Origin of the sequence: Saccharothrix longispora (assembly GCF_031455225.1) — a bacterium.
GTDB lineage: Bacteria > Actinomycetota > Actinomycetes > Mycobacteriales > Pseudonocardiaceae > Actinosynnema > Actinosynnema longispora.
In genome coordinates, this window is sequence record NZ_JAVDSG010000001.1 from 3908866 (window position 1) to 3933282 (window position 24417).

Consider the following 24417-nt stretch of genomic DNA (forward strand, 5'->3'; position numbering starts at 1 on the left):
AGGCCGTCGATGATCGTGTGGGCGGCGCGGGGCACGCGATACTGGCGGTGTGACCATCAGGACGGTGTCCTCCCGGATCGTGTACGAGAACCCCTGGTTGTCGGTCCGCGAGGACCGCATCGAGCACGCGGACGGCTCGCCGGGCCTCTACTCGGTGATCGACAAGCCCGACTTCGCGCTGGTCGTCCCGGCCCAGGACGACGGCTTCCACCTCGTGGAGCAGTACCGCTACCCGTCCCGGTCGTGGTCCTGGGAGTTCCCGGCGGGGTCGTTCACGCCCGGCGTGACCGGCACCCCCGAGCGGATGGCCGCCGCCGAGCTGGCCGAGGAGACCGGGTTCACGGCGGGCGCGCTGCGCCGACTCGGCCACGTGCACTGCTCGAACGGCATCGCCGGCCACCGCGCCCACGTGTTCCTCGCGACCGACCTCACGCCGGGTGAGCCGCACCCGGAGGCGACCGAGCTGGGCATGCGCCAGGCGTGGTTCCCGCGCGCCGAGGTGGAGCGGATGATGCGGGACGGCGTCATCACCGACGGTGCCTCGCTGGCCGCGTACACGCTGCTCGCGCTGTGGGAGCGGAACGCGCCCGACCGCTGTCGAGACGGTGCGGGCCGGCGTCTGCCGACCGGGCGAGCACGCCGTTCGGGTGACGGGGAGTAGTTGCACCGCGCCGGCCGGCGTCGTACGGTCGAGGTGGGTCGACGACCACAGACGTCCGTTCGCGCGGAGCGACGATACGGGTTGAACAAGAGCTCGGTTGCCGGTTCTCGTGGCTTGCCGAGAGGTATCCCATGTTCGATGCTCACCCCCTGGCCTCGCCCACCGTCCGCACCCTGGAACACGACGACATCCCGGTCGTGGTCGTGGCGGGCGAGATCGACGCCTCCACCGCCCACCCCGTCCGGGTCAGGCTGAACGACGTGCTCGACCGCCACCCGTCCGGTCTCGTCGTGGACCTGTCCGACGTGGGGTTCTTCGGCTCCACGGGCCTCCAACTGCTCCTGGAGACCGTCCTGCGTTGCCGGCGGCTGCGCACCGAGCTGGCGCTGGTCGCCAACCGGCGCGCGGTCCTGCGCCCGCTGGAGATCACCGACCTGCACCACGAGGTCGCCGTGCACCCCACGGTCGAGCAGGCCGTGGCGGCCGTGCGGACCCGGCTCGACCGCACCGCCGCGCAGCCGCCGCGCCGCCGCCGGAGCAGGTGACGACCGGGCCGCGCCGACGCGGTCGGTCGGGCAGCCCGCCCCTCCCCGGGCCCCCTGCCGCGGCGCGGGCCGTCAACAAGCCGTAAAGGACCCGGCCGGCGGCGTCAAGGAGCCGTCAGGCCGCTCCGGGCGGCCCCTTCCCCGATGCACCCTTCCGGTCGTCGCGGTCCCACGAACGGGTGCCGCTCGGATCGGAAGGGGCGACGTCCATGGCAGACCTGGCCTACGCGCTGCTGCTCATAGGGGTGTTCGCGCTGCTGGCGCTCGGCGTGCGCGGATTGGGGCGGTTGTGAGCGGCACGGGGGTGCCGGCCAACGTCGCGGGCGGCGTGCTGGCCCTGCTGCTGATCGGGTACCTCTTCGTCGCGCTCGTCCGGCCGGAGAGGTTCTGATGTCCTCGACCACGGCCGGGCTGCTCCAGGTCGGCCTGCTGCTCCTCGCGCTGGCGGTCGCGCACCGGCCGTTCGGCGACCACCTGGCCCGCGTCTACACCGGTGACCGGCACCTGGGGGTCGAACGGGCCGTCTACCGCATCGCCCGCGTCGACCCGGACTCCGAGCAGCGCTGGGGCACCTACGCGCTGGGCGTGCTCGGGTTCTCGTTCGTCGGCGCGGCGCTGCTGTACGTGCTGCAACGCGCGCAGTCGGTGCTGCCGTGGGACTTCGGGCGCGGCGCCGTGCCGCCCGGCACGGCGTTCAACACCGCGATCAGCTTCGTGACCAACACGAACTGGCAGTCCTACGTGCCCGAGACCACCGTGGGCCACGCCGTGCAGGTGCTCGGCCTGACGGTGCAGAACTTCGTGTCCGCCGCCGTCGGCCTGGCCGTCGCGGTCGCGCTGGTGCGCGGGTTCACGCGGCAGCGGACGGACCGGCTGGGCAACTTCTGGGTCGACCTGACCCGGGGTGTCGTGCGCGTCCTGCTGCCCGTGTCGTTCGTCTTCGCGATCGTGCTCGTGGCGGCGGGCGTCGTGATGAGCCTGGAGTCGGGCGTGGACGTCGACGGGCAGACCGTCGCGACCGCGCCGGTCGCGTCGCAGGAGGCGATCAAGGAGTTGGGCACCAACGGCGGTGGTGTCCTCAACGCCAACTCGGCCCACCCGTTCGAGAACCCGAACGGGTGGTCCAACCTCGTCGAGGTCTTCCTGATCCTGCTGATCCCGGTGTCGCTGACCCGCGCGTTCGGCACGATGGTCGGCGACCGCCGGCAGGGGCGCGTGCTGCTCGGCGTGATGGGCGCGCTGTGGGGCGCGGTGCTGGCGCTCGTCTGGGCGGCGGAGGCGCACGGCCTGCGCCCGTTCGAGGGCAAGGAACTGCGGTTCGGCATCCCGTCGAGCGCGTTGTTCGCCAACACCACCACGGCCACGTCCACGGGCGCGGTGAACTCCGCGCACGACAGCTTCACCGGCCTGGGCGGCGGCGGGCTGCTGCTGAACATGCTGTTCGGGGAGATGACGCCCGGCGGCGTGGGCACCGGCCTCTACGGCATCCTGGTGATGGCCGTGATCGCGCTGTTCCTGGCGGGCCTGATGGTCGGCCGCACCCCGGAGTACCTGGGCAAGAAGCTGGGCCGCCGCGAGGTGACGGCCGCCGCCGTGTCGATCCTGGTGATGCCGACCGTGCTGCTGCTCGGCGCGGGGATCACCGCGGTCCTGCCGTCCACGCCGGCCGCGCTGGGCAACCCCGGCGAGCACGGCCTGTCCGAGATCCTCTACGCCTACGCGTCGGCGTCGAACAACAACGGCAGCGCGTTCGCCGGGATCACGGTGACCGGCGACTGGTTCCAGGCGTCGCTGGGGGTGTGCATGGCGCTGGGCCGGTTCGTGCCGGTCATCGCGGTGCTGTGCCTGGCCGGTTCCCTGGCCGAGCAGCGGAAGGTGCCGGTCACGGCGGGCACCGTGCCCACCACCGGTCCGCTGTTCGCGACGCTGCTGGCCGGGGCGATCGTCCTGGTCGCCGCGCTCACCTTCGTCCCCGCCCTCGCCCTCGGTCCCATCGCGGAGGCCCTGCTGTGACCACCACCACCGACCGTCCACTCCGGACCGGGAAGCCGCGCCCGGTGACCGCGGGCGCGTTCGGCGCCCGGCAGCTCGTCACGTCGTTCCCCGACGCGCTGCGCAAGCTCGACCCGCGCCACCAGGCGCGCAACCCCGTCATGTTCGTGGTGTGGGCCGGTTCGGCCCTCGTCACGGTGTTCGCCGCGACCGACCCGAGCGCGTTCACCGTCGCCGTGGCCGCGTGGCTGTGGCTGACGGTGCTGTTCGCGAACCTGGCCGAGGCGGTCGCCGAGGGCCGCGGCCGGGCGCAGGCCGACTCGCTGCGGCGGACCCGGGCCGACGCGGTGGCACGGTTGACCGACGGCCGGACCGTGCCCGGCACCGAGCTGGCGATCGGCGACCTCGTGGTGGTCGCGGCGGGCGAGGTGGTGCCCGGTGACGGCGACGTGGTCGAGGGCATCGCCACCGTCGACGAGTCGGCCATCACCGGCGAGTCCGCGCCGGTGGTCCGCGAGTCCGGCGGCGACCGGTCCGCCGTCACCGGCGGCACGACCGTGCTGTCGGACCGGATCGTCGTGCGGATCACGGCGAAGCCGGGCGACACGTTCGTGGACCGGATGATCGCCCTGGTCGAGGGTGCGCGGCGGCGCAAGACGCCGAACGAGGTCGCCCTGACCATCCTGCTCTCGACGCTGACGATCGTCTTCCTGCTCGCGGTCGTGGCGTTGCAGCCGTTCGCGGTGTACTCGGGCGGCGAGCAGTCGGTGGTCGTGCTGACCGCCCTGCTGGTGTGCCTGATCCCGACCACGATCGGCGCGCTGCTGTCGGCCATCGGCATCGCGGGCATGGACCGGCTCGTGCAGCGCAACGTGCTGGCCACCTCCGGCAGGGCGGTGGAGGCCGCCGGTGACGTGGACACGCTGCTGCTGGACAAGACCGGCACCATCACCCTGGGCAACCGGCACGCCACCGAGCTGATCCCGGTGCGCGGCACGTCGCTCGACGAACTGGTCGACGCGGCCCGGTTGTCGTCGCTGGCCGACGGCACGCCGGAGGGCCGCAGCGTGGTCGAGCTGTGCGCGGCGGAGCACGGGCGGTCCGCGGACGCCACCGCGCACGAGAGGACCGGCGAGTTCGTGCCGTTCACCGCGCAGACCCGGATGAGCGGCATCGACCTGGACGGCCGCCGGGTCCGCAAGGGCGCGGCGAGCGCCTTCGCCGTGGACGGGGCGACGCGCGCGGTCGTGGACGGGATCGGCGCGGCCGGCGGCACGCCGCTGGTGGTGGCCGTCGACGACCGCGTGCTGGGCGTGATCCGGCTGGCCGACGTGGTCAAGCCGGGCATGGCGGAGCGGTTCGCGCAGCTGCGCGCGATGGGCATCCGCACGGTGATGGTGACCGGCGACAACCCGTTGACCGCCCGCGCCATCGCCGCCGAGGCCGGGGTGGACGACTTCCTCGCGGAGGCCAAGCCCGAGGACAAGATGGCGTTGATCCGGCGTGAGCAGGAGGGCGGCAAGCTCGTCGCGATGACCGGCGACGGCACCAACGACGCCCCCGCGCTGGCGCAGTCCGACGTCGGCGTCGCCATGAACACCGGCACCTCGGCCGCCAAGGAGGCCGGGAACATGGTGGACCTGGACTCCGACCCGACGAAGCTGATCGAGATCGTGGAGATCGGCAAGCAGCTGCTGATCACGCGGGGTGCGCTGACCACGTTCTCGGTGGCCAACGACCTGGCCAAGTACTTCGCCGTCCTCCCCGCGATGTTCGCGGCCATCCACCCGCAGCTGGACCGGCTCGACGTCATGCACCTGGCCTCGCCGCAGTCGGCGATCCTCTCGGCGGTGGTCTTCAACGCGCTGATCATCGTGGTGCTGATCCCGCTGGCCCTGCGGGGCGTGCGGTACCGGCCCGCCGGCGCCTCGGCGCTGCTGCGGCGCAACCTGCTGGTCTACGGCCTGGGCGGCGTGGTCGCGCCGTTCGTCGGAATCCGGCTGATCGACCTCCTCGTCCGCCTCATCCCCGGGATCGGGTGACCCTCGTGAACGCGATCGTCAAGCAGTGCCTGGCGGGACTGCGCGTCCTGCTCGTGCTCACCGTGATCACCGGTGTGCTCTACCCCGCCGCCGTGTGGGCCGTCAGCCGGGCGCCCGGCCTGCGCGCCAACGCCGAGGCCGTGGACACCACCCTGGTCGCGGTGCCCCGGGACGGCGACGGGTGGTTCGTCCCCCGGCCCTCGGCGGCGACGCCGCCCGCGTCGGGCGGCTCGAACAAGGGCGAGCGCAACGCCGAGCACGACGCCGTGGTCGCCGGGCGCCGGACGGCGGTCGCCGGGCGCGAGGGCGTCGCGGAGGACCGCGTGCCCGCCGACGCGGTGACCGCCTCGGCGTCCGGCCTGGACCCGCACATCAGCACCGCCTACGCCGAGATCCAGGTGCCGCGCGTGGCCCGGGAGAACGGGTTGGCGGAGGACCGGGTCCGCGACCTGGTCGCCGAGCACACCGACGGCCGGTCGCTGGGCTTCCTCGGCGAGCCGGGGGTCAACGTCACCGCGCTCAACCGCGCGCTCGACGCGGCGCGCTGACCCCGGTCACACCTGCCAGAAGAACCGGGCGGACGCCGGGCAGCCGTCGCAGAGGAACGCGTACCCGATGCCACCGCCGCCGAAGTTGGCGCCGTCGAACCCCTCTTCCAGGTGGGCCACCGACGTCATCGGCTTCCGGCAGTCGGGGCAGCCCGGCGTCTGGTCGGCCTGGAGCCAGTACGTGCTCCCGCCCAGTTGCCCGAGCACCACGCGCAGCGGCTCGCCCGTCCGCTCGCCGTACTCCTCGCGCGCTTCGCCGTAGTCCTCGACGTCGGACACCTCGAACCGCACGCCGGACACCGCCCCGAGCACGGTCACGCCGTCGGCGGGCGGTCCGGCGGGCGACAGCCCACCCCGCGCCACGACCGGCGCGGCGGTGCTGCCGGAGCGGGCCTCCCAGTTCTCGCACGCGCCGGGGTCGTTGTCGCACTGGAACAGCAGCACGAGACGGTCGTCCCCGCCCCGGCCGGGCACGTCGGCGAGCAGCACCTGCCCGAGGAACTGGAGCGCCCCACCGCACTGGGCGCACCGGGGCCACTCGAACCCGGCGGGCGCGCTGGGCAGGCCACCGGTCCGGGTCACCTCGGCGCGCGGGTCGGCGTCACCGGCGTGGATCATCAGCAGCGTCACGCGCGGCAGGGTAATCGGGCAGACCGACACATCCGGGGCGCTGTCCGCGCCGGAGGGCACGACGCGCCCTCCCCGCCCTACGATGGCCCGACAGCCAGCCTGACGGAGGAACCGTGCTCAGTGCCGCCGCCGGGAGCGAGGTCGGGAACCGCTACCGGGCGAACTTCGACGCCTTCTCGCTCTCCTCCGACCCGTTGCTCGCGGTCGTCGCGGACGGCATGGGGGACGGGCCGGGGAGCGCCATGGCGGGCCGCACGGCGGTCGACCTGGTCGTGGAGCGGGCACGCGGCCGCAGGGAAGGGCTGGTGGAGGCGGTGGCCGAGGCGCACCGGCTCGTCTTCGACTTCGGGCGGGACAACGGGGTCCTGGCCGGGTGCACGGTGACCGCGCTGGCCGAGTGCCCGGACGGGTTCTGGCTCGCCCAGATCGGCGACTCGCGGCTGTACCGGTGGCGCGGCGGGCTGCTGGAGTTGCTGACCACCGACCACACGATGGCCTGGCTCGGGGCCGTGCACGGGTGGTACCCGTTCGACTCGGCCGAGGCGCGGGCGGCGCGCTACCACCTGACCCGGTTCGTCGGGCACTTCGAGGCGCCGGAACCGGACCTGCTGCGGGTCGGGGTGCGATCCGGCGACGTGCTGCTGCTGTGCACGGACGGGGTCGCCGAGCAGGTGCCCTACCGGCGGCTCGCCGAAGTCCTCGGGAGCGGCGCGCCGCCGGAGGACGCGGTGCGCGCGCTGCTCGACGACGCGGAGGCCGCCGGTGGGCGCGACAACGCCACGGCGATCGTGGTGCGTTCGGCCTAATCCCGCGGGACACAGGGGTCACCCGGCGCACTCGACCGCCGGGGTTTCTATAGGGTCGCGCACCGTACCCGTGACGCGACGCGCTGGGGAGGGGACGTCCGGTGATCACGCAGCCCGACGAGCGCGACGTGGGCCGCTGGCGGACCGCCGACCCGGTCGTCCTGCGGGGCGACCTCGACCGGGCCCTGCACGCGACCGCGCCGCCGTCCCGGTCCTCGTCCCGGTCCTCGTCCCGGGTGCCCTCGGACGCCGAGCTGATCGACGCCGTGCGCGCCGGCGACCTGGGCGCGTACGGGAAGCTCTACGAGCGGCACGCGGGCGCGGCGCGGACGTTCGCCCGGCAGTTGTCGCGGTCTGCGGTGGAGGCGGACGACCTGGTGGCGGACTCGTTCGCCAGGGTGCTCGACGTGCTGCGCGACGGGCGCGGGCCGGACTCGGCGTTCCGCGCCTACCTGTTCACCGCGGTCCGGCACACCGCCTACGACCGGCACCGGCGGGAGAAGCGGGTCCAGCCGGCCGACGACGTGTCCGAGCTGGCGCCGGAGGCGGTGGTCGTGCCGTTCCACGACCCGGCGGTGGCGGCGCTGGAGCGGGCGCTGGCGACCCGGGCGTTCGCCAGCCTGCCCGAGCGGTGGCAGACGGTGCTGTGGCAGACCGAGATCGAGGGTCAGTCGCACGCCGAGGTGGCGCCGCTGCTCGGGTTGACCGCCAACGGCGTGTCGGCGCTGGCCTACCGGGCGCGGGAAGGCCTCAAGAAGGCGTACCTCCAGGCGCACCTGGAGGACGTGCCGGCGGGCCGCTGCCGGGCGATCGCCGACCGGCTCGGCGCGTGGACCCGCCGCGGGCTCAGGAGCAGGGAGGCGGCGCAGGTCGAGGCGCACCTGGACGGCTGCGCGCGGTGCCGGGGCCTGGCCGCGGAGCTGGCCGACGTCAACGGCGCGCTGCGCGCGGTCGTCGCGCCGCTGGTGCTGGGTGTCGGGGCGGCCGGTTACCTGGCGGCGACGGCGGGCGCGGCGAAGGCGGCGGCGGTCGGCACGGCGGCGGGCGCGGCGATGGGCGGCGCGGCAGCCGGCGCGACGGCGGTGGGCACGGCGGGCGCGGGCACGGCGGGAGGCACGGCGGGCGCGGTCGCCTCGGCGCCGCAGTGGCTCGCCGTCGCGGCCTCCACCACGGCGCTGGTGGTCGCCGTCGTGTGGGGCGTCGGCTCGAACGGCGGCCCCCCCGAACCGACGACCGACGCACTGCCGCCCACGCTGAGCGCCGATCTCCAGCAGCCCGCACCGACCGTCGACAGCACCGCGCCGACGGCCGCGCCCTCCGGCACGGCCCCCTCCCGCGCCTCGGCGACGGACTCCACCGCGCCACCCGCCCCGGACACGTCCGGCCCGGCGCGACCGGGCGCGTCGACGTCCGGAGAACCACCCGCCGGGCCCGCGCCGAACGCCCTGGCGCCGGACGTGCCCGAGGGGTTCACCCTGGGCACCGGCGGACCGCCGGCCGACCTGCCGGTCGTCGTCCGCAACACCGGCTCGACACCCCTGCCGCAGCCCACGCTCGTGCTGTCGCTGCTCGACGACGTCAGGGTGGTCGGACCGGGCGAAGGCCTGCTCGGCAGACCGCTGGTCGCCCTCGACGGCGCGGAGGCGCAGACCACCGTCCCCTGCCCGGCGGGAAGCGGCACGGTGACGTGCACGGCGCCGCGGGAGCTGGCCCCGGGCGCGTCGGTGAGGTTCGTGTTCCGGCTGCTCGCGGGCCCGAGATCGGTGAGCGGCACGGTCACCGGCACGGTGGGCTCCGCTTCCGTGACGGCGGTGCGGGTCGAGTTCCCGGTGACGGTCACGCCGAAGAAGTAGCCCGCCGGTCGATGTCGACGCCCGCCCCGCCCACTACGTTGTCGTGGATCGTGAACCCGACGGTGCGGAGGACGACGACGTGGAGCCGGCACTGACCGACCAGCGGTGGCAGGAGTTGCGCGGCGCCCTCGCCGACGCGTCCGCCCGGTTCGGACGCCTGATCACCGAGCACTGGGAGCCGGAACGGCGGGCGGTCGGCACGTGGACGGTCGCCGAGGCCGCCGCGCACACCGCGATCGTGTCCCACCTCGACGCGGGGATGCTGGCCGGCTCCTCGGGCGACCCGGAGCTCGACCGGCGCATCCCGGGCACCACGCTGGGCGATCTCGCGGACCTCAACGCCGTGGCGCTGCGGAGGTTCCCGCTCGACTCGGCGGGCGCGATCGCGGACCACCTGCGCGAGGGCGTCGCGCTGCTGCTGGAGCGCAGCGCCGACCTCGACCCGCGCGCGCCCGCGACGTGGCTGGGCGGCTCGCGGCTGACCGTCTCGTTCCTGCTCGCCCACCTGCTCAACGAGATCCTGCTGCACGGGGTCGACGTCGCCGGGACGGAGTCGGACGCGTGGCACGTCCCCTCGGCGGAGGCGGCGCTCGCGTTCGACCACTTCTTCGTGGGGCTCCTGGGCGCGGCGGAGAAGGGAGTCCTGTTCGGCCCGCCGAGCGCCGCCGGTGGGGGCGGCGGCAAGCAGGTGTCCGTCGAACTCCGCTCGTCCCGCACGATCCCCGTCGTGCTCACCACGGACGGGAGCGGCGGCGCGACCGTCGAGCCGCCGGGCGACCCGGCCGACGCCCGCATCGACTTCGAGCCGGCCGCGTTCATGCTGACGGTCTTCCGCCGCACCGGCGTCGACAGCGCCCTCGCCTCCGGCCGGCTCGTCGTCTCCGGGCGGAACCCCGCGGTCGGGGTGGAGTACCTGAGGCGCACGCAGACGCCCTGATCCCCCGGCGCGGCCCCACCGGCGCCTCGCGGCGGGGCCGCGCCGGGGGTGCCCGGTCAGCGGCCCAACTCCTCGGCGGCCATCGCGGTGCCGCGCACGCGCGCCTCGACCTTGGCGAAGGCGATGTCCCTCGACGTGGACGTGTCGTCGGCGAACGGGGAGAACCCGCAGTCGTCGCACGTGCCCAGGCGCTCGACGGGGATGTGGCGGGCCGCCAGCAGCACCCGGTCGCGCACCTCCTCCGGCGTCTCCACGCGGGGGTCGATCGGGTCGGTGACACCGACGAACACCCGTTGCTCCGCCGTCGTGTGCCCGGCCACGAGGGCGAGCACCCGCTCCGGGTCGGCCTCGCCGGCCAGTTGCAGGTAGAACGCGCCCGCGCGCAGCGCGAACAGGTCGGGCAGGAGGTCGGCGTAGTCGACGTCCAGGCTGTGCGCGGAGTCCTGGTCGCCGCCGGGGCACGTGTGCACGCCGATCCGCGCGCGCTCCTCGGCGGTGAACCGGTCGAGCACGGTGTTGTTCAGGGCGACGAAGTCGCGCAGCAGGCCGCCGGACGGGTCGAGCTTCAGCGACAGCCGCCCCTCGGTGAAGTCGAGCTGCACGGACGCCGCGCCCGCGTCGAGGCACTGGCGGATGTCGCGCTCGGCCTCGTCGGCGAGGTCGGCGAGGAACCGCTCCCTCGGGTAGCCGTCGATCCCCGCCGCCGGGTACAGCAGGCTCAACGCCGAGGGCGCGATCACGGCCTGCTTGACCGGTGACGACGTCAGCGCGCGGGTGGCCTCCAGGTAGGGCGCCGCGAACGCCCCGTAGCGGAACGGCCCGCGCGTGATCACCGGCAGGGTCCGGGTGTGCCCGTCGGCGAACGGGATCACGGCGCCGTCGGGCGAGAGCGCCTCGACGCCCTGGAGCGGGTAGGTGGCGAAGCTCGGCTTGCGCTGCTCCCCGTCGGTCACGACGGGCGAGCCGGTGGCCTCGAACCGCTCGACGGTCTCGCGCACCGCGCGGTCCGCCAGCGAGTCGTACGCCGCCTGGTCGATCGTCCCGGCGGCGAGCTGTTCCGAACCCCGCAGCAGGTACTCCGGGCGCGGGACACTGCCGATGGGCTCCGTGGGGATGGTCATACCCGTTACCAGTACCCGGTGAGCGTCGCGAAAGCTCTCCGCCATCAGTGCGACACGTGGCCGAACCGGTCGCTTCTCCGCAGGTCGGGCGGTGTTACTACGAGAGTCCGAAGTGGATCGCAATCGTGTCCGACCGGACCGCCGCGGGGTCAGGCGGCGCGGGCGGCGGCCACGAAGGCGCGCATCAGGCCGTGGTCCTTCACGCCCCGGCTGGACTCGATGCCGCTGGAGACGTCCACGCCCCACGGGCGGGCCCGTCCGACCGCCTCGGCGACGTTGTCCACGCCGAGCCCGCCGGCGAGCATCCACCGGCCCTCCGGGCGGGCCCCGTCCAGGGCGTCGAGGTCCCAGCGGTGCCCGGAACCGGCCTCGGGCGAGTCGAGCAGCAGCATCTCCTCGCCGAACGCGCCGACCCGCACGTCGGTGTCGGGGGTCAGCGCGACGGCCCGCACCAGCGCCAGCCCGGAGGCGGCCACCTCGTCGAACGCGGCGCGCGGGTAGTCGCCGTGCAGCTGCACCGCGCGGACGCCCGCCCGCTCGGCGACGCGGCGCACCTCGGCCGGTCCGACGTCCTTGAACACGCCGACCGTCAGCACGCGGTCCGGGACGTCGGCGACCAGGCGCCGCGCCGCGTCGGGCTCGACCCGGCGCGCGCTGGCGCTGAAGACGAACCCGACCGCGTCGGCGCCCGCGTCGACCGCGACCGCCACGTCGTCCCCGGTGCGCAAACCGCACAGCTTCACGTACACGGGTCCCAGCGTATCCGCGGTGGTGGGCGAGGGCCGTCCCGCCCACCACCGCCGGGATCACCGCCGGGCCGTCGCCCCCGTGGAGCCCCGGGCGTTCACCGCGCCGGTGGACACGTAGGACGTGGCCACGAGGCCACCGGGCGTGCGCCAGGTGAAGATCGGTTTCCCGTCGGCCAGCACCAGGCCGGTCGGGTCGGTCGCGGTCTCCTCGAAGTAGCGGACGCCCCAGTCGCCGAACCCCGCCGCCGGCGCCTCCTGGTCGGCCTGGTGCACGAACCCGTCGACGCCCCGGACGGCCAGCGCCATCAGGCCGTTGCCCTGGAGCACGGCCGCCGGCGGGCCCGCGGTGGCCAGACCGCCGACCGCGGACCACGTGCCGGGGAAGGCGCCGCCGCTCTCGCGCTGGGTGTGGACCAGGCCGTCGGCACGGCGGGCGAACACCTGGAGGTCGCCGTTGGGGTGCGCGACGGCGGCGGGCCGGCCGGTCACGCCCGCGCCGACGGTGCGCCACGCGCCCGCCGAGCCCCCGGTGACCCGGGTCGCACGCGCCGTGCCGTCGGCGAAACGGGCCACCACGTCGACCGCGGCCCCGTTGCGCAGCACGGTGATGTCGGTGCTCAGCCCGCTCGCGGCGAGCGCGCGCCACGCGGCGTAGGGGCCGTCGGGCGCGATCTGGGCGCGTCGCCACAGCCCGCCGGCCTCGTCGACCGCGAACTGGCTCAGCGCGCCGTCCGCCTCGGTGACGACGACCGGGTCGCCGAGCAGCCAGCCACGCTCGGGGGTGACGGGGCCCGAGCCCCACACGCCGTTCTTCACCTGCTGCACCCTGCCCCGGTACTCGCCGTCGTCGTGGCTGTTGGCGAGGGTCTCGAACCGGCCGTCCCGGCGCAGGCCCGCGCCCGGCTGCCCGGTGAAGTCGAAGTGCCCGGTGAACGTGCGGTAGTCCAGCAGGCCGTAGTCGCCGGCGGTGCGCTGCGTGGCCACGCTCAGACCGCCCTCGCCGTTGACGTAGAAGTACGACACCCGGCCGTCCTGCGCCTGGAGCACGGTGGTCGGCGCGTCGAAGCGCTCCGGCACGGCCGGCCTGGTCGGCAGGTCGTGCCCGGTGAGGCGGCACGCGTCGGTGTCGGCGACCACGTCGAGTTCGCCGTGCCAGCCGTGGCCGACGAGCTTGCCGACGTCGCGGCCGGTGTCCGCCCACGTGTCCGTGTCCTCGTGGTACCGGTACCACAGCAGTTCGCCGCCGTTGTCCGGGCGCGAGGCGTACAGCACGTCGCCGCCCGGCGAGAAGATGCGGTTGAACATGTTCCAGCCGTGCCCCGAGGGCTGGGCGTAGCGCACGAAGCGGTCGGACGCGGCGTGGTAGCGGTACCGGAAGAGTTCACCGCCGGGCCTCCGGGCGTACAGCACGCCGTCCCCGGCGGCCACGACGAGGTCGTACTGGCCCCAGCCGGTGTCGATGACCTTGCCGCCGCCGGTTTCCGCGGTCCACCCGCCGGTGGCGTCGTCGCCCTCCCAGACGAACACCTCCAGGTCGCCCTCGGCGGTGATCTCGTACAGGCGGCCCTTCTCGTCGACCGTCACCTTGTTGCGGTGCTCGGCCTGCGTGTAGCGGCCCCAGCCGCCTCCCACGACGCGGAATTGCGAACCGTTCCACGAGTGCCAGTCGCCGGCGGTCTCGTCCCAGCGGAACCTGCGCAGTTCGCCGGTGGTGCCGACCATGCTGTAGACGACGCCGTCCGGCCCGGCCAGCGTGCGGCCGGCCTTCCAGCCGCTGCCGACGGTCCGCTTCACGCCCCAGTCGAATACGCCGTTCTCCGGCTCGTTGTGCGGATAGACGAAGAATTCACCGCCCGGCGTCACCCCGTACACCTTGACCGAGGTGTCGCAGACGAGTGCCGCGGCCGACGCGGAAACGTCCGCCTGCGCCGCCGGGGCGAACAGGCCGGAAACACCCAGAGCTGCCGCGACAATCATTGTGGCACTGTTCTTGAGCAGGCTCGCGCTCACTTCCGACATGCACTTCCCCCTGATCGCGCTCGAATGCCGGGGGGACGGTAGCCGAGATCCGGCCTGCCGACCAAGCCCTCTGTAATCATCCTCACCAGCGGCAACATGGTTACGGACGGTATCGCTCAACCCGGCGCCACTAGGCCGATCGGGTTTCCCGCCGGCGGGACCATGAACCGCACCGACGAATGCTTGCCTTTTTTCGATCCGGGTTGGATGCTTCAGCGCGGCACAGGCCCAGGGGGGTCGGCGGTGGTCCGACGCACCGCGCCTGTCGACACGGGGGGATTTTCGAACAATGGCTTCTGGGCGTATCAGGCGTGCGCGTTTCCGGTTGCCGCGCTCGCCGCGCGGAAGAATTCTGGCGGCCCTCGGACTGGCGCTGGTGGTGTTCTTCGGCGCGGTCGCGCCGGACGCCGTCCAGCTCATGCCGCAGTGGGGTTCGTCCTCGTCCGGGGACCCGGCCGCCGAAGCCGGCGAGCTCGCGCCCGACCAGCCGTGGGGTTCGGCGGAGGGGCAGGAGCACGAGGTCGAGGGCGAGGCGCCCAACCGCGCGCTGCCCCGCTCGGAGCTGGCCGGGCACCCCCAGCCGGTGTTCCCCGACGAGGCCGGCGCGGCGAAGCCCAACGCGGTCCGCGAGGTCGCCACCTCGACCGATCCGGCCGGGTACGACCCGACGACCAGCCGCGAGGACGTGGGCAGGCGGCAGGCCAACTCCCGCACGTTCGACAACGCCGACGGCACCTCGACCACCGAGTTCAGCCAGGAACCGGTCAACTACCAGCGCGACGACGGCTCGTGGCACCCCGTGGACACCTCGCTGGTCTCCGACGGCGACGGGTGGCGCAACGCCGCCGACCGGGTCGACACCCGGTTCGGCGCGACCGCCGCCGAGTTCCCCTTCGTGCGCATGGCGTTGTCCGACGGGCACGAGCTGGCGTTCGGCTTGGCCGGCACGGCCGCCGCGCGCGGCACGGCGCAGGGCAGCCGGCTCACCTACCCCGGCGTGACCGCGCACACCGACCTGCGGCTGGACGTGCAGCCCGGCGGGGTCAAGGAAACCCTCGTGCTGTCCTCACCGGACGCGCCGCGCAGCTGGGTGTTCCCCCTGCGCCTCACGGGGCTCACCGCGCGGGTCGTCGAGGGCCGGGTCGAGCTGGTCCGCGGCGACGGCGGCGTCGAGGCCGTCATCCCGGCCGGGTTCATGAGCGACTCGCGCCGGGAGGAGCCGGCGACCTCGGACGGCGTGCGCTACGAGCTGGTCGACCACGCGGGCGGCCGGGCGCTGCGCGTGTCGGTCGACGACGCGTGGCTGCGCGACCCGGCCCGCGCCTACCCGGTGCTGGTCGACCCGTCGGTGAGCCCGGTGCTCGCCGCCGCCGCCGTCGTCACCTCGGGCGGCGCGCGCACCGGCGGCGACGAGCTGTACGTCGGCGGCAACAGCGCGATGTACCTGAAGTTCGACACCGGGGCGCTGACCAACCACCGCGTCTTCGACGCCCAGCTGTACCTGACCAGCTTCGACGCCCCGTCGTGCCGCCCCGAACCGGTCGTCGTGCAGGAGGTCACCGGCGCGTGGAGCGCGACGGGCTCCGGCCACCCGCCGACCGGGGCCACGCTGGGGCGAGCGTCGTTCGCGCACGGCTACGTGGCGGTGGGCCAGTCGCACTCCGCCTGCCCCACCGGTTCCGACATGATCGACCTCGGTGACGGCGGACGCGAGCTGGTGCAGGGCTGGGCGCGCGGCACGGCCAACAACGGCCTCGCGGTGAAGGCGGTCAGCGGCTGGAAGAAGTTCGTCGGCCTGGGCGCCCGGGCCAACCACCCGCGCCTGTTCGTCACGCACACCAAGTACGACGCGGGCTACCGCATCGAGCGCGGGGTGCCCGATCCCCCGGTGCTGCGCACGCAGGACGGCAAGGTCCGGATCGCGGTGACCAACCGCGGCGCCGAGCCATGGACGCCGGGCGACTACAAGCTGGCCTACCGGCTGTTCACCGCCGAGGGCAGGCCGGTGGACTCGCGGGAATCGGCGGCGCTGGACCGCGTCGTGCCGCGGGGCGACACGATCACCCTCGACGCCGTGGTGCACCGGGCCAACCCCGGCGATTACCTGCTCGACTTCAGCGTGGTGCACGGCAGCACCTACTTCACCGACGAGCAGATCCCGCCGGTGCGGCTGTCGATGACCGTGTTCGAGATCCCGCCGATCGTGAAGGCTCAGTACCCGCCGGCGGGACACTCCGCGCCGACGCTGACCCCGCAGCTGTGGGCGGACGCGGTGGACGTGGACGCGCCGCCGAACACCAACGTGGTCTACGAGTTCGAGGTGTGCGGCAGCACGGCCGACGGCGCTCCCGACACCGGTTCGTGCCGGCTGTCCCCGCGCGGCGCGAGCCGCACCTGGACCGTCCCGAAGGGGTGGTTGCAGTGGAGCGAGACCTACCACTGGCGGGCGTTCGCGGTCGACCCGAGCGGCACGCGCAGCGAGGCGTTGCCGTTCAGCGCGATCCTCACCTCGGTGCCGCAGCCGGACATCACCTCGCACCTGGGCGGAGCGCCGTACAGCGCGGGTGACCTGGACTTCGACCCGCAGGTCGGCAACTACACCACCGGCGCGGTGGACGCCGCGATCGGCGTCACCGGGCCCGAGCTGAACGTCGCGCGGACCTACAACAGCCTCGACCCGCGCAAGGACCTCGTCTTCGGCGCGGGCTGGTCCACCCGCTACGACATGCGCGTGGTGCCCGACCAGGACGGTTCGGGCAACGTCGTGGTCACCTACCCCGACGGGCAGCAGGTGCGGTTCGGCCGCAACGCCGAGAACGGCAGCTTCGACCCGCCCGCGGGCCGGTTCGCCACGTTCTACCAGGACTTCGCGCAGCCCGCCCGCCCGTACGTGCTGGTGGACAAGTCCAACTCGGTCTACACGTTCCGCGAGTTCGACGGCAGGCTGATCACGGTCCACGACAACGCGGGCCGCGCCGTGGAGCTGGACTACGGACCGGACGGCAAGATCAAGCGGGCCATCAGCCGGCTCGTCCAGGGCAACGCCGCCGCCGACCGCACCCTGTACTTCGCCTGGACCGGCAACCACGTCACCGAGGTCCGCACGGACCCACCGGTGACCGGTGGCACCCCGATCAGGTGGACCTACGAGTACCTGGGCGACCGCCTCACGAAGGTGTGCGACCCCAAGGGCGGCTGCACGGAGTACGAGTACGAGAACGGCTCGCACTACCGCACCGCGGTGCTGGACTCGCGACCCGACTCGTACTGGCGGCTGGGCGAGCCCCCCGGCTCGGCCGACGCGGTCAGCCAGGTCGCCACGAACCTCGGCAAGGACGCCGGTTCGCACCGGGGCACGGTGCTCGGCGCTCCGGGCGCGCTCGACGGCAGCGGTGACGCGTCGGCCTCGTTCGACGGCTCGGGCTCGTACGTGAGGCTGCCCGACGGCGCGATCAAGAAGAGCCGCGACCTGTCGGTGGAGCTGTGGTTCAAGACCACCAGCGGCGGTCCGCTGCTCGGCTTCCAGCGCGCGCCGTTCGACCGCGACCCGATCGGCGCGGTGCCGGTGCTGTACGTGGACCGCGACGGGAAGCTGCGCGGCCAGTTCTGGCACGGCAGGGTCGCGCCCATCACCAGCGCGGGCGCGGTGAACGACGGCAACTGGCACCACGTGGTGCTGTCCGGCTCGCTGGCCACGCAGACGCTGTTCCTCGACGGCGCCAAGGTCGGCACGACCGAGGGCGAGATCGACGACAGCCTGCTCAACCACGGCCAGATCGGCGCCTCGCACGTCGTCGGTCCCGCCGACTGGGCCCCGCACGGCTGGTGGCCCGACCAGTCGGTGAAGCACTTCACCGGTCAGATCGACGAGGTCGCGATCTACCAGCACCCGCTGGGCGAGGAGGCGGCCCGCGCCCACTTCCGGGCGCGCGAGCACGCCGACCAGCTGACCAAGGTCACCATGCCCAGTGGCCGCGTCGCCGCGCAGCTGACCCACGACACCACCAACGACCGGGTCAGCGGGTACACCGACGCCGACGGCGGACGTTGGACCCTGGGACTGCCGCAGGTCAGCGGCACCGAGGAGCAGGACGCGCAGGGCCGCACGGTGCGCAACCTGGTCCGCTCGATCCAGGTCACCGACCCGGGCAACCGGTCGCACTTCTTCGACTACGACCCGGTGCGCGGACGGATCATCCGGTTCGTCGCCCCGCTGGGCACCGGTGTGCGGCTGGAGGACCGCCCCGACCCGTCGGTGGTGCCGACCACGCCGTCGACCGCGCCGCCGTGCACCGCGGCGCCGACGCCCAACCCGGACGGCTCGCCGTCGTACTGCGGCGGCACGGGCGTGAGCAACCCGGACTGGCAGGGCGGCCCGGTGCAGGGCGTCGGCGTGCGCACCTACGACTACGACGCGGCCGGGTTCCAGCAGACCATCACCGACGAGAACGGCCACCAGGTCGAGCTGCGCAACGACGAGCGCGGCAACGTGCTGTCGCGCAAGACCTGCCGCGACCCGGCGGTGTGCGACACCGAGCACTTCACGTACCACAAGCCCGCGCCGGGCAAGGTCAACGACACCGACCCGCGCATCGACAAGCAGCTCACCGCCCGCGACGGCCGCTCCAGCGGCCCGACCGACGACCGCTACCTGACCACGTCGGAGTACGACGCCCGCGGCGAGCTGCTCAAGCAGACGATGCCCGACGGCACGGACGTCCGGCACACCTACACCGACGGCACCACCGCTGCCGACGGCGGCGGCAACGAGCGCGCTGGCCTGCTCAAGACCACCACGGACGCGCGCGGCAAGGTCACCACCTACCGGTACTACGCCAACGGCGACCTGGCCTCCACCACCGAGCCGGGGCGCACCGACGCCGAGGCCGAGGGCCGCGTCACGAAGTACCGCTACGACCTGCTGGGCCGCAAGGTGTCCGAGACGGAGTTCTCCGACACCCACCCGCAGGGCCTGGAGACCAAGTACGCCTACGACGCGCTGAACCGGCCCGTCGAGGTCACCGACGCGCCGGTCACCAACGCCGTCACCGGCATCCGGCACACCAAGTCCACCAGGACCACCTACAGCGCCGACGGGCAGCCCGAGAAGGTCGAGGTCTCCGACCTGTCCGGCGGCGACTCGGCGCGCACCACGTCGTACACCTACGACGACCGGGGGCGGCAGGACTCCGTCACCGACGCCGAGGGCGCGAGGACCAGCTACGGCTACGACGCCTTCGGCAACCGCACGTGGGTCGTGGACGCGAACGGCACGAAGGTCGAGTACGCCTACACCGCGCGCAACAAGGTCGCCGAGGTGCGGCTGCGCGGGTGGCACGGCAAGCCGGTGTCCGGCGGCATCGGTGGCGGCGACACCGCGTCCGGCGGGTCGCTGCTGGTGCTGGAGGCCAACACCTACGACCTCGGCGGCAGGCTCGTCCGCAAGGTCGACGCCATGGGCCGCAAGACGCTCTACGAGTACACGCCGGGCGGCCTGGTGTTCCGGGTGCTGGCCGAGGTGGCCGCGCCGGGCGGCGGCACGCGCCGGGTCGTGCTGGAGCGCAACGACTACGACGGCGCCGGCAACCTGGTCAAGCGCACCGGCCCCAACGGCAAGGTCACCCAGTACACCTACAACGAGGTCGGCCGCGTCACCGAGGTGCTCGCCGACCCGACCGGCCTGGCGCGGCGCACCGGCTACCGCTACGACGCCAACGGCAACGTCACCCAGGTCGCCCGCTCCGGGCAGGGCTCGAACACACCGGGCGTGCAGACGTCCGCGGGCTCCGTGGTCGACTACGCCTACGACAACGCGGGCAACCAGGTCAGCGAGACCATCCAGCAGGTCACCCCGCCGCTGACGACGACCCGCCGCTACGACAAGCGCGGCCTGCTGGTCGCCGAGACCGACCCGCGCGGCAACGTGGCGGGCGCGAACCCGGCAGCGTTCACCACCGAGTTCCGCAACGACGAGAGCGAGCGGCAGGTCGCCGTGACGCTGCCCGCCGTGCAGGTGGAGACCGCGGGCGGCACGCCGACGACCGCGCGACCGGAAACCCTGGTCGGGTTCGACACCTTCGGCGACCAGGTCGAGGTGCGCGACGAGAACGGCCGGGTCACGAGAACGACCCACGACAAGGTCGGCCGCCCGGTCCGGGCGGAGACGCCCGAGTACACCGCGCCCGGCAGTACCGCGCCGGTCAAGGGCGCCACGGCCACGAAGTACGACGCGGTCGGCAACGCGGTCGAGGTGACCAGCCCGCGCGGCGCCGTCACCCGGTTCCGCTACGACCAGCTCGGCAGGCTCGTCGAGCGGCAGGACCCGAAGGCCGACGACCCGACCGCGGTCGGTGGCGTGTGGAGCTACACCTACACGCACAACGGCGAGCAGCTCTCCGCGACCGACCCGACCGGCGCGCGGGTGGAGTCCACCTACGACGAGCTGGGCCGCCAGGTGACCAGCACGCGGTTGGAGCGCAGGCCCGTGCCGGCGGCCCACACCACGCGCCTGGAGTACAACGACGCGGGCGAACTGCTGACGTCCACGTCCCCGTCCAACGACGTCACCCGGTTCGGCTACGACGCGCTGGGTCAGCGGACCAGCGCGACCGACCCCGCCGGCGTGGCGATGCAGCAGGGCTACGACGGCCTGGGACGCCCGGTGTGGCAGCGCGACGCCCTGGGGCGCACCAGCTACCTGCGCTACGACGGCGCGAGCCGGCTCACCGGCCAGTTCAGCCTCAACGGGCAGGGCGGCGTGCTGCGCCGCACCTCCTACACCCACGACGCCGCGGGCAACGTGCTCACCGCGACCGACGCGATGACCCGCACCGCGACCTACTCCTACGACGCGGCGAGCCGGCTCACCCGGCAGGTCGAGCCGGTGTCGGCCACGGAGTCGATCACCACCTCGTTCGGCTACGACGCGCGCGGCAACCGCACCCGCTACACCGACGGGCGCGGCAACCGGTTCATCACCACCTACAACGCGTGGTCGCTGCCCGAGTCGGTGGTGGAACCCGCCACCACCGCGCACCCGGCCGCCGCCGACCGGACGTGGACCTCGACCTACGACGTGGCCGGCAACGCGGTGAAGCTCACCGCACCCGGCGGGGTGGTCCGCGACCGGCGGTACGACGCGCTGGAGCGGCTGGTGTCCGAGACCGGCTCGGGCGCGGCGGCGACGTCCGAGCGCGTGCGGTCCTACGACCCGGCCGGCCGTCTCACCGAGGTCGACGCGCCGGGCGGGCGCAACACCTACGCCTACGACGACCGCGGCGGCCTGCTGACCGCCACCGGCCCGTCCGGGAACTCGTCGTTCGCCTACGACGGCGACGGCCGCGTCACCAGCCGCACCGACGCCGCCGGCACCACCGCGTTCGGCTACGACAAGGGCAGGCTCAAGACCGTCACCGACGGCGTGACCGGCGTCGGCCTGACCTACGACTACAACGAGACCGGCCAGCTCAAGTCGCTCAAGTACGGCGCCTCGCGCACCCGCGCGTTCGACTACGACGCCCTGGGCCGGCAGAAGTCCGACGTCATGACCGACGCGTCGGGCGCCACCGTGTCGTCGCTGGTCTACGAGTACGACAACAACGACCGGTTGACGCGCAAGGTCACCGCCGGCCTGGCGGGCGCGGGCGACCACACCTACACCTACGACCACGCCAACCGCCTGAAGTCGTGGACGGTCGGCGGCACCACCACCGAGTACGCGTGGGACGCCTCCGGCAACCGCACGCGCAACGGCGCCAAGACCGCGGCCTACGACGAGCGCAACCGGCTGCTGTCCGACGGCGACTACACCTACACCTACAGCCCGCGCGGCTCGATGGCGTCGCGCACCTCGTCCGGCTTCACCGAGGACTTCTCGTTCGACGCCTTCGACCGCCTCGTCCAGGTCGGCGGCACGACCTACTCCTACGACGGCGCCGACCGCCTGGTGACCCGGGGCTCGAAGTCGTTCGCCTACGCGGGCTTCGACATCGACCCGGTGTCCGACGGCGACACGGCGTACGGCCGGGGCGCGGCGGGCGAGCTGCTCTCCCTGTCGTCGGGCGGCGCCAAGCGGCTCACCCTGTCGGACAAGCACGGCGACGTCGTCGGCGGCTTCGACCCGACCGGCGCCGGCATCGCCGACTCGACGGCCTACGACCCCTTCGGCTCCGTGACGGCCTCCACGGGCACGGCGCGCCAGGTCGGCTTCCAGGGCGACTGGACCGACCCGGACACCGAGCAGGTCAACATGGGCGCCCGCTGGTACCAGCCGGGCACCGGGTCGTTCGCCTCGCGCGACACCGTGTCGGCCTCCTCCGGCCCGTCGGCCGCGTTCAACCGCTACGCCTACGGCGCGGGCCGCCCGCTCGACCTGATCGACCCCGACGGCCACTGGCCCAACTGGGGCGCGGTGTGGAACGGCGTGAAGAAGGCGGCGTCGGTCGCGGTCGAGGTGGTCAAGGAGGTCTCCGGCTACAACGACATCGCCAACTTCATCCGCGAGCCCAGTTGGGGCAACTTCTTCTGGGCGGCGTCGAACTTCATCCCGTTCGGCAAGCTCGCCAAGGGCGCCAAGTACCTCTACAAGTACGGCGACGACCTGTTCGGCGGCGCGCGGCGCTACGGCGACGACGTGGCCTCCGGGGCGAGGCGCTACGGCGACGACGTGGTGGGCGGCGCCAGGCGCTACGGCGACGACATCGCGGGAGCGGCCCGGCGCAACGTGGCCGACTTCGCCAAGACCGCCGGGCGCTCGGCGGCCCAGGTGGCGGCCCAACGAGCAGCAGCGGCGGCTGCCGCGGCGGCGGCCCGACGTGCCGCGATGGAGGCGGTGACCAAGCGGGCCAAGGCGGCCATCGCGCACGCCGCGAAGAACAACCCCCTGCCGGTCCTGCAAGCCGCGCTGAAGCCGCGGATCGCGATGAAGGACCTGGTGTCGTCGGCGGCGAACGTCCCGGCCCGCAAGGTCGCGGCGGTGGCCGAGAACGTGCAGGACGTCAACAAGGTCTGGGAGACGGTCAAGGCGACCGTCATCAAGCCGGGGACGAACGTCATCCAGTCCGTCGGCGAGCAGGTGGTGTCCGACTTCGCGAACACCCAGGTGCCCGGGTTGGGCGACTTGCTGAGCCTCGCGTCGCCCTCGCGCAAGCGCGGCAACGGCGCGGCCCGCGACGCGGGCGACAGCTCGCGCGGCGAGGTGAGCGGCTCGTGCCCGATCTCGTTCGACCGCAACAGCTTCTCCGGTGGGACCCCGGTGCTGATGGCGGACGGGTCGCGCAAGCCCATCGCGGAGGTCGAGGTCGGCGACCAGGTCGTGGCCACCGACCCGACCACCGGCGAAACCGGCGCCCGGACCGTCACCGACACCCGCTCGCACCAGGCGGAGCGCCTGCTCTACGAGATCTCGGTGGACACCGGCGGCACGGTCGTGGCGACCGACGAACACCCGTTCTGGGTGGAGTCGCTGCGGAAGTGGGTGGACGCCGAGGACCTGGAGCCCGGCTACACCTTCGAGACCGCCGACCACCGGCCGGTCACGGTCACCGGTATCCGGGCGCTGTCCCCCGACCGCGAGGTCCACAACCTCACGGTCGACGGGCTGCACACGTACTTCGTGGGTGTCGGCGCGGCTGCGGTACTGACGCACAACGAGGAGAACGCCTGTCGCGCCAAGAAGTCGACCAAAGCCGGTTGGCTGACGGCACCGCAGCAGCGCGACTTGGCGCATTGGCTCGGCTTGAGCGATGTCAAGGGTGAGAAGAGTTCCGGCCAGCCGGTGTTCACCGACGCCAAGAAGAAGTGGCGCTACAGTTTCGATAACGACGGGCACAACGGCGGCCTCTTCAAGAGGGCGAAGACCACGGAGAAGCTCGCCCGCAGGGACACCCGCGAAGGCACGTACGGGTTGATCCGCGACGATGACGATGAACCGTGGGAACTCAGACGAGTCGGAGATTGACCGGTGCACTGCTTCCGCATAACGAAGTACGACCCCGAGCGTGCGCTGGCTGGGAGCGCCTACTTGGCCGACCAGTGGACTTCCATGTCCGACGTGGGCAAGGTCGTGGGCGGAGAGGTGGTGACCCTGGACGAGTACCTCCGGGTGGAGAACGCCTACCTCTCCTGCCTGCGACGACTGGCCGAACGCACCGGTGTCACCTCGCTGGTCGTGAGGTCGCTCGAAATCCGTGCCGACCATCCCCCGTTCGACCTGGAGAGCGGCATGGAACTGTCGCTGGACCTGGCGATCGAGGTCTGTCGGGAGATGTTGCGGGAAGGCGGCGTCTGGTGCCGCCTGCACCGCGCGCCCGACTTCTACGTCCACATCGGGTACGACTACTACATGTACGTCGGCACTTCCGCCGCTTCACCGGACGAGGCCGACCGGTGTGCGGCGGACGGCCTGTTCCTCGAGGAGGACTGGCCTTCGCCCTACCTCGACATCGAGGGCGAGGACTCGGAGTTCACCGTGGAGAGCTGACGTCCCGTCGGCGATCCTGCAATCTGGCCGTCCA

The 24417-nt window shown here is 73.3% G+C and carries 15 protein-coding genes; 11 read left to right on the forward strand and 4 right to left on the reverse strand.

Annotated features, from left to right (window positions below; genetic code table 11):
* Positions 1-49 precede the first annotated feature (49 nt).
* From J2S66_RS15490 to J2S66_RS15515, 6 genes are all read left to right on the forward strand, one after another.
* Positions 50-661, forward strand: coding sequence for an NUDIX domain-containing protein (locus J2S66_RS15490; RefSeq protein WP_310307758.1), 612 nt, complete (start codon positions 50-52; stop codon positions 659-661).
* A gap of 131 nt (positions 662-792) precedes the next feature.
* Positions 793-1206: an anti-sigma factor antagonist gene (locus J2S66_RS15495; RefSeq protein ID WP_310307759.1), complete on the forward strand. Its 414-nt coding sequence runs from the start codon at positions 793-795 to the stop codon at positions 1204-1206.
* Between the two features lie 289 nt (positions 1207-1495).
* The gene (gene kdpF / locus J2S66_RS15500) at positions 1496-1597 is read left to right on the forward strand and encodes a K(+)-transporting ATPase subunit F (protein WP_310307760.1); all 102 of its coding nucleotides are present in this window, start codon (positions 1496-1498) and stop codon (positions 1595-1597) included.
* A complete protein-coding gene (gene kdpA, locus J2S66_RS15505) occupies positions 1597-3219 on the forward strand; it encodes a potassium-transporting ATPase subunit KdpA (RefSeq protein WP_310307761.1) in 1623 nt (540 codons plus the stop codon). Before kdpF ends, kdpA begins: the two co-directional genes overlap by 1 nt.
* Positions 3216-5240, forward strand: a complete 2025-nt coding sequence (gene kdpB / locus J2S66_RS15510; protein ID WP_310307762.1) for a potassium-transporting ATPase subunit KdpB — start codon at positions 3216-3218, stop codon at positions 5238-5240. Before kdpA ends, kdpB begins: the two co-directional genes overlap by 4 nt.
* A gap of 5 nt (positions 5241-5245) precedes the next feature.
* Positions 5246-5788 carry a potassium-transporting ATPase subunit C gene (locus tag J2S66_RS15515; protein ID WP_310307763.1) on the forward strand — a complete coding sequence of 181 codons (543 nt, stop codon included), beginning with the start codon at positions 5246-5248 and terminating at the stop codon, positions 5786-5788.
* A gap of 6 nt (positions 5789-5794) precedes the next feature.
* On the opposite strand, the gene J2S66_RS15520 is transcribed toward J2S66_RS15515, so the two are convergent.
* Entirely contained in the window at positions 5795-6418 is a 624-nt protein-coding gene (locus J2S66_RS15520) for a YwqG family protein (RefSeq protein WP_310307764.1), read from the reverse strand.
* A gap of 113 nt (positions 6419-6531) precedes the next feature.
* Between J2S66_RS15520 and J2S66_RS15525 the strand changes: the two genes are divergently transcribed.
* From J2S66_RS15525 to J2S66_RS15535, 3 genes are all read left to right on the forward strand, one after another.
* Positions 6532-7224, forward strand: a complete 693-nt coding sequence (locus tag J2S66_RS15525; protein ID WP_310307765.1) for a PP2C family protein-serine/threonine phosphatase — start codon at positions 6532-6534, stop codon at positions 7222-7224.
* 101 nt (positions 7225-7325) lie between these two features.
* Positions 7326-9077: a sigma-70 family RNA polymerase sigma factor gene (locus J2S66_RS15530; protein ID WP_310307767.1), complete on the forward strand. Its 1752-nt coding sequence runs from the start codon at positions 7326-7328 to the stop codon at positions 9075-9077.
* A 79-nt stretch (positions 9078-9156) separates the two neighbouring features.
* A complete protein-coding gene (locus J2S66_RS15535; RefSeq protein WP_310307768.1) occupies positions 9157-10014 on the forward strand; it encodes a maleylpyruvate isomerase N-terminal domain-containing protein in 858 nt (285 codons plus the stop codon).
* A gap of 56 nt (positions 10015-10070) precedes the next feature.
* Here the strand turns inward: J2S66_RS15535 and J2S66_RS15540 are convergent, their stop codons facing one another.
* The 3 genes from J2S66_RS15540 to J2S66_RS15550 form a co-directional block, all read right to left on the reverse strand.
* Positions 10071-11135 (reverse strand): cobalamin-independent methionine synthase II family protein, encoded by a 1065-nt coding sequence (locus J2S66_RS15540; protein WP_310307769.1) that lies wholly within the window; start codon positions 11133-11135, stop codon positions 10071-10073.
* Positions 11136-11284: 149 nt separating this feature from the next.
* Complete coding sequence (locus tag J2S66_RS15545) at positions 11285-11884, reverse strand: phosphoribosylanthranilate isomerase (RefSeq protein WP_310307770.1); 600 nt, start codon at positions 11882-11884, stop codon at positions 11285-11287.
* Positions 11885-11941: 57 nt separating this feature from the next.
* Positions 11942-13861 carry a tachylectin-related carbohydrate-binding protein gene (locus tag J2S66_RS15550; RefSeq protein WP_310307771.1) on the reverse strand — a complete coding sequence of 640 codons (1920 nt, stop codon included), beginning with the start codon at positions 13859-13861 and terminating at the stop codon, positions 11942-11944.
* A 331-nt stretch (positions 13862-14192) separates the two neighbouring features.
* Between J2S66_RS15550 and J2S66_RS15555 the strand changes: the two genes are divergently transcribed.
* Together J2S66_RS15555 and J2S66_RS15560 are read left to right on the forward strand one after the other, a co-directional pair.
* Positions 14193-23861, forward strand: coding sequence for an RHS repeat-associated core domain-containing protein (locus J2S66_RS15555; RefSeq protein WP_310307772.1), 9669 nt, complete (start codon positions 14193-14195; stop codon positions 23859-23861).
* Positions 23862-23954: 93 nt separating this feature from the next.
* Entirely contained in the window at positions 23955-24383 is a 429-nt protein-coding gene (locus J2S66_RS15560; protein WP_310307773.1) for a hypothetical protein, read from the forward strand.
* The last annotated feature ends 34 nt before the right edge of the window (positions 24384-24417 follow it).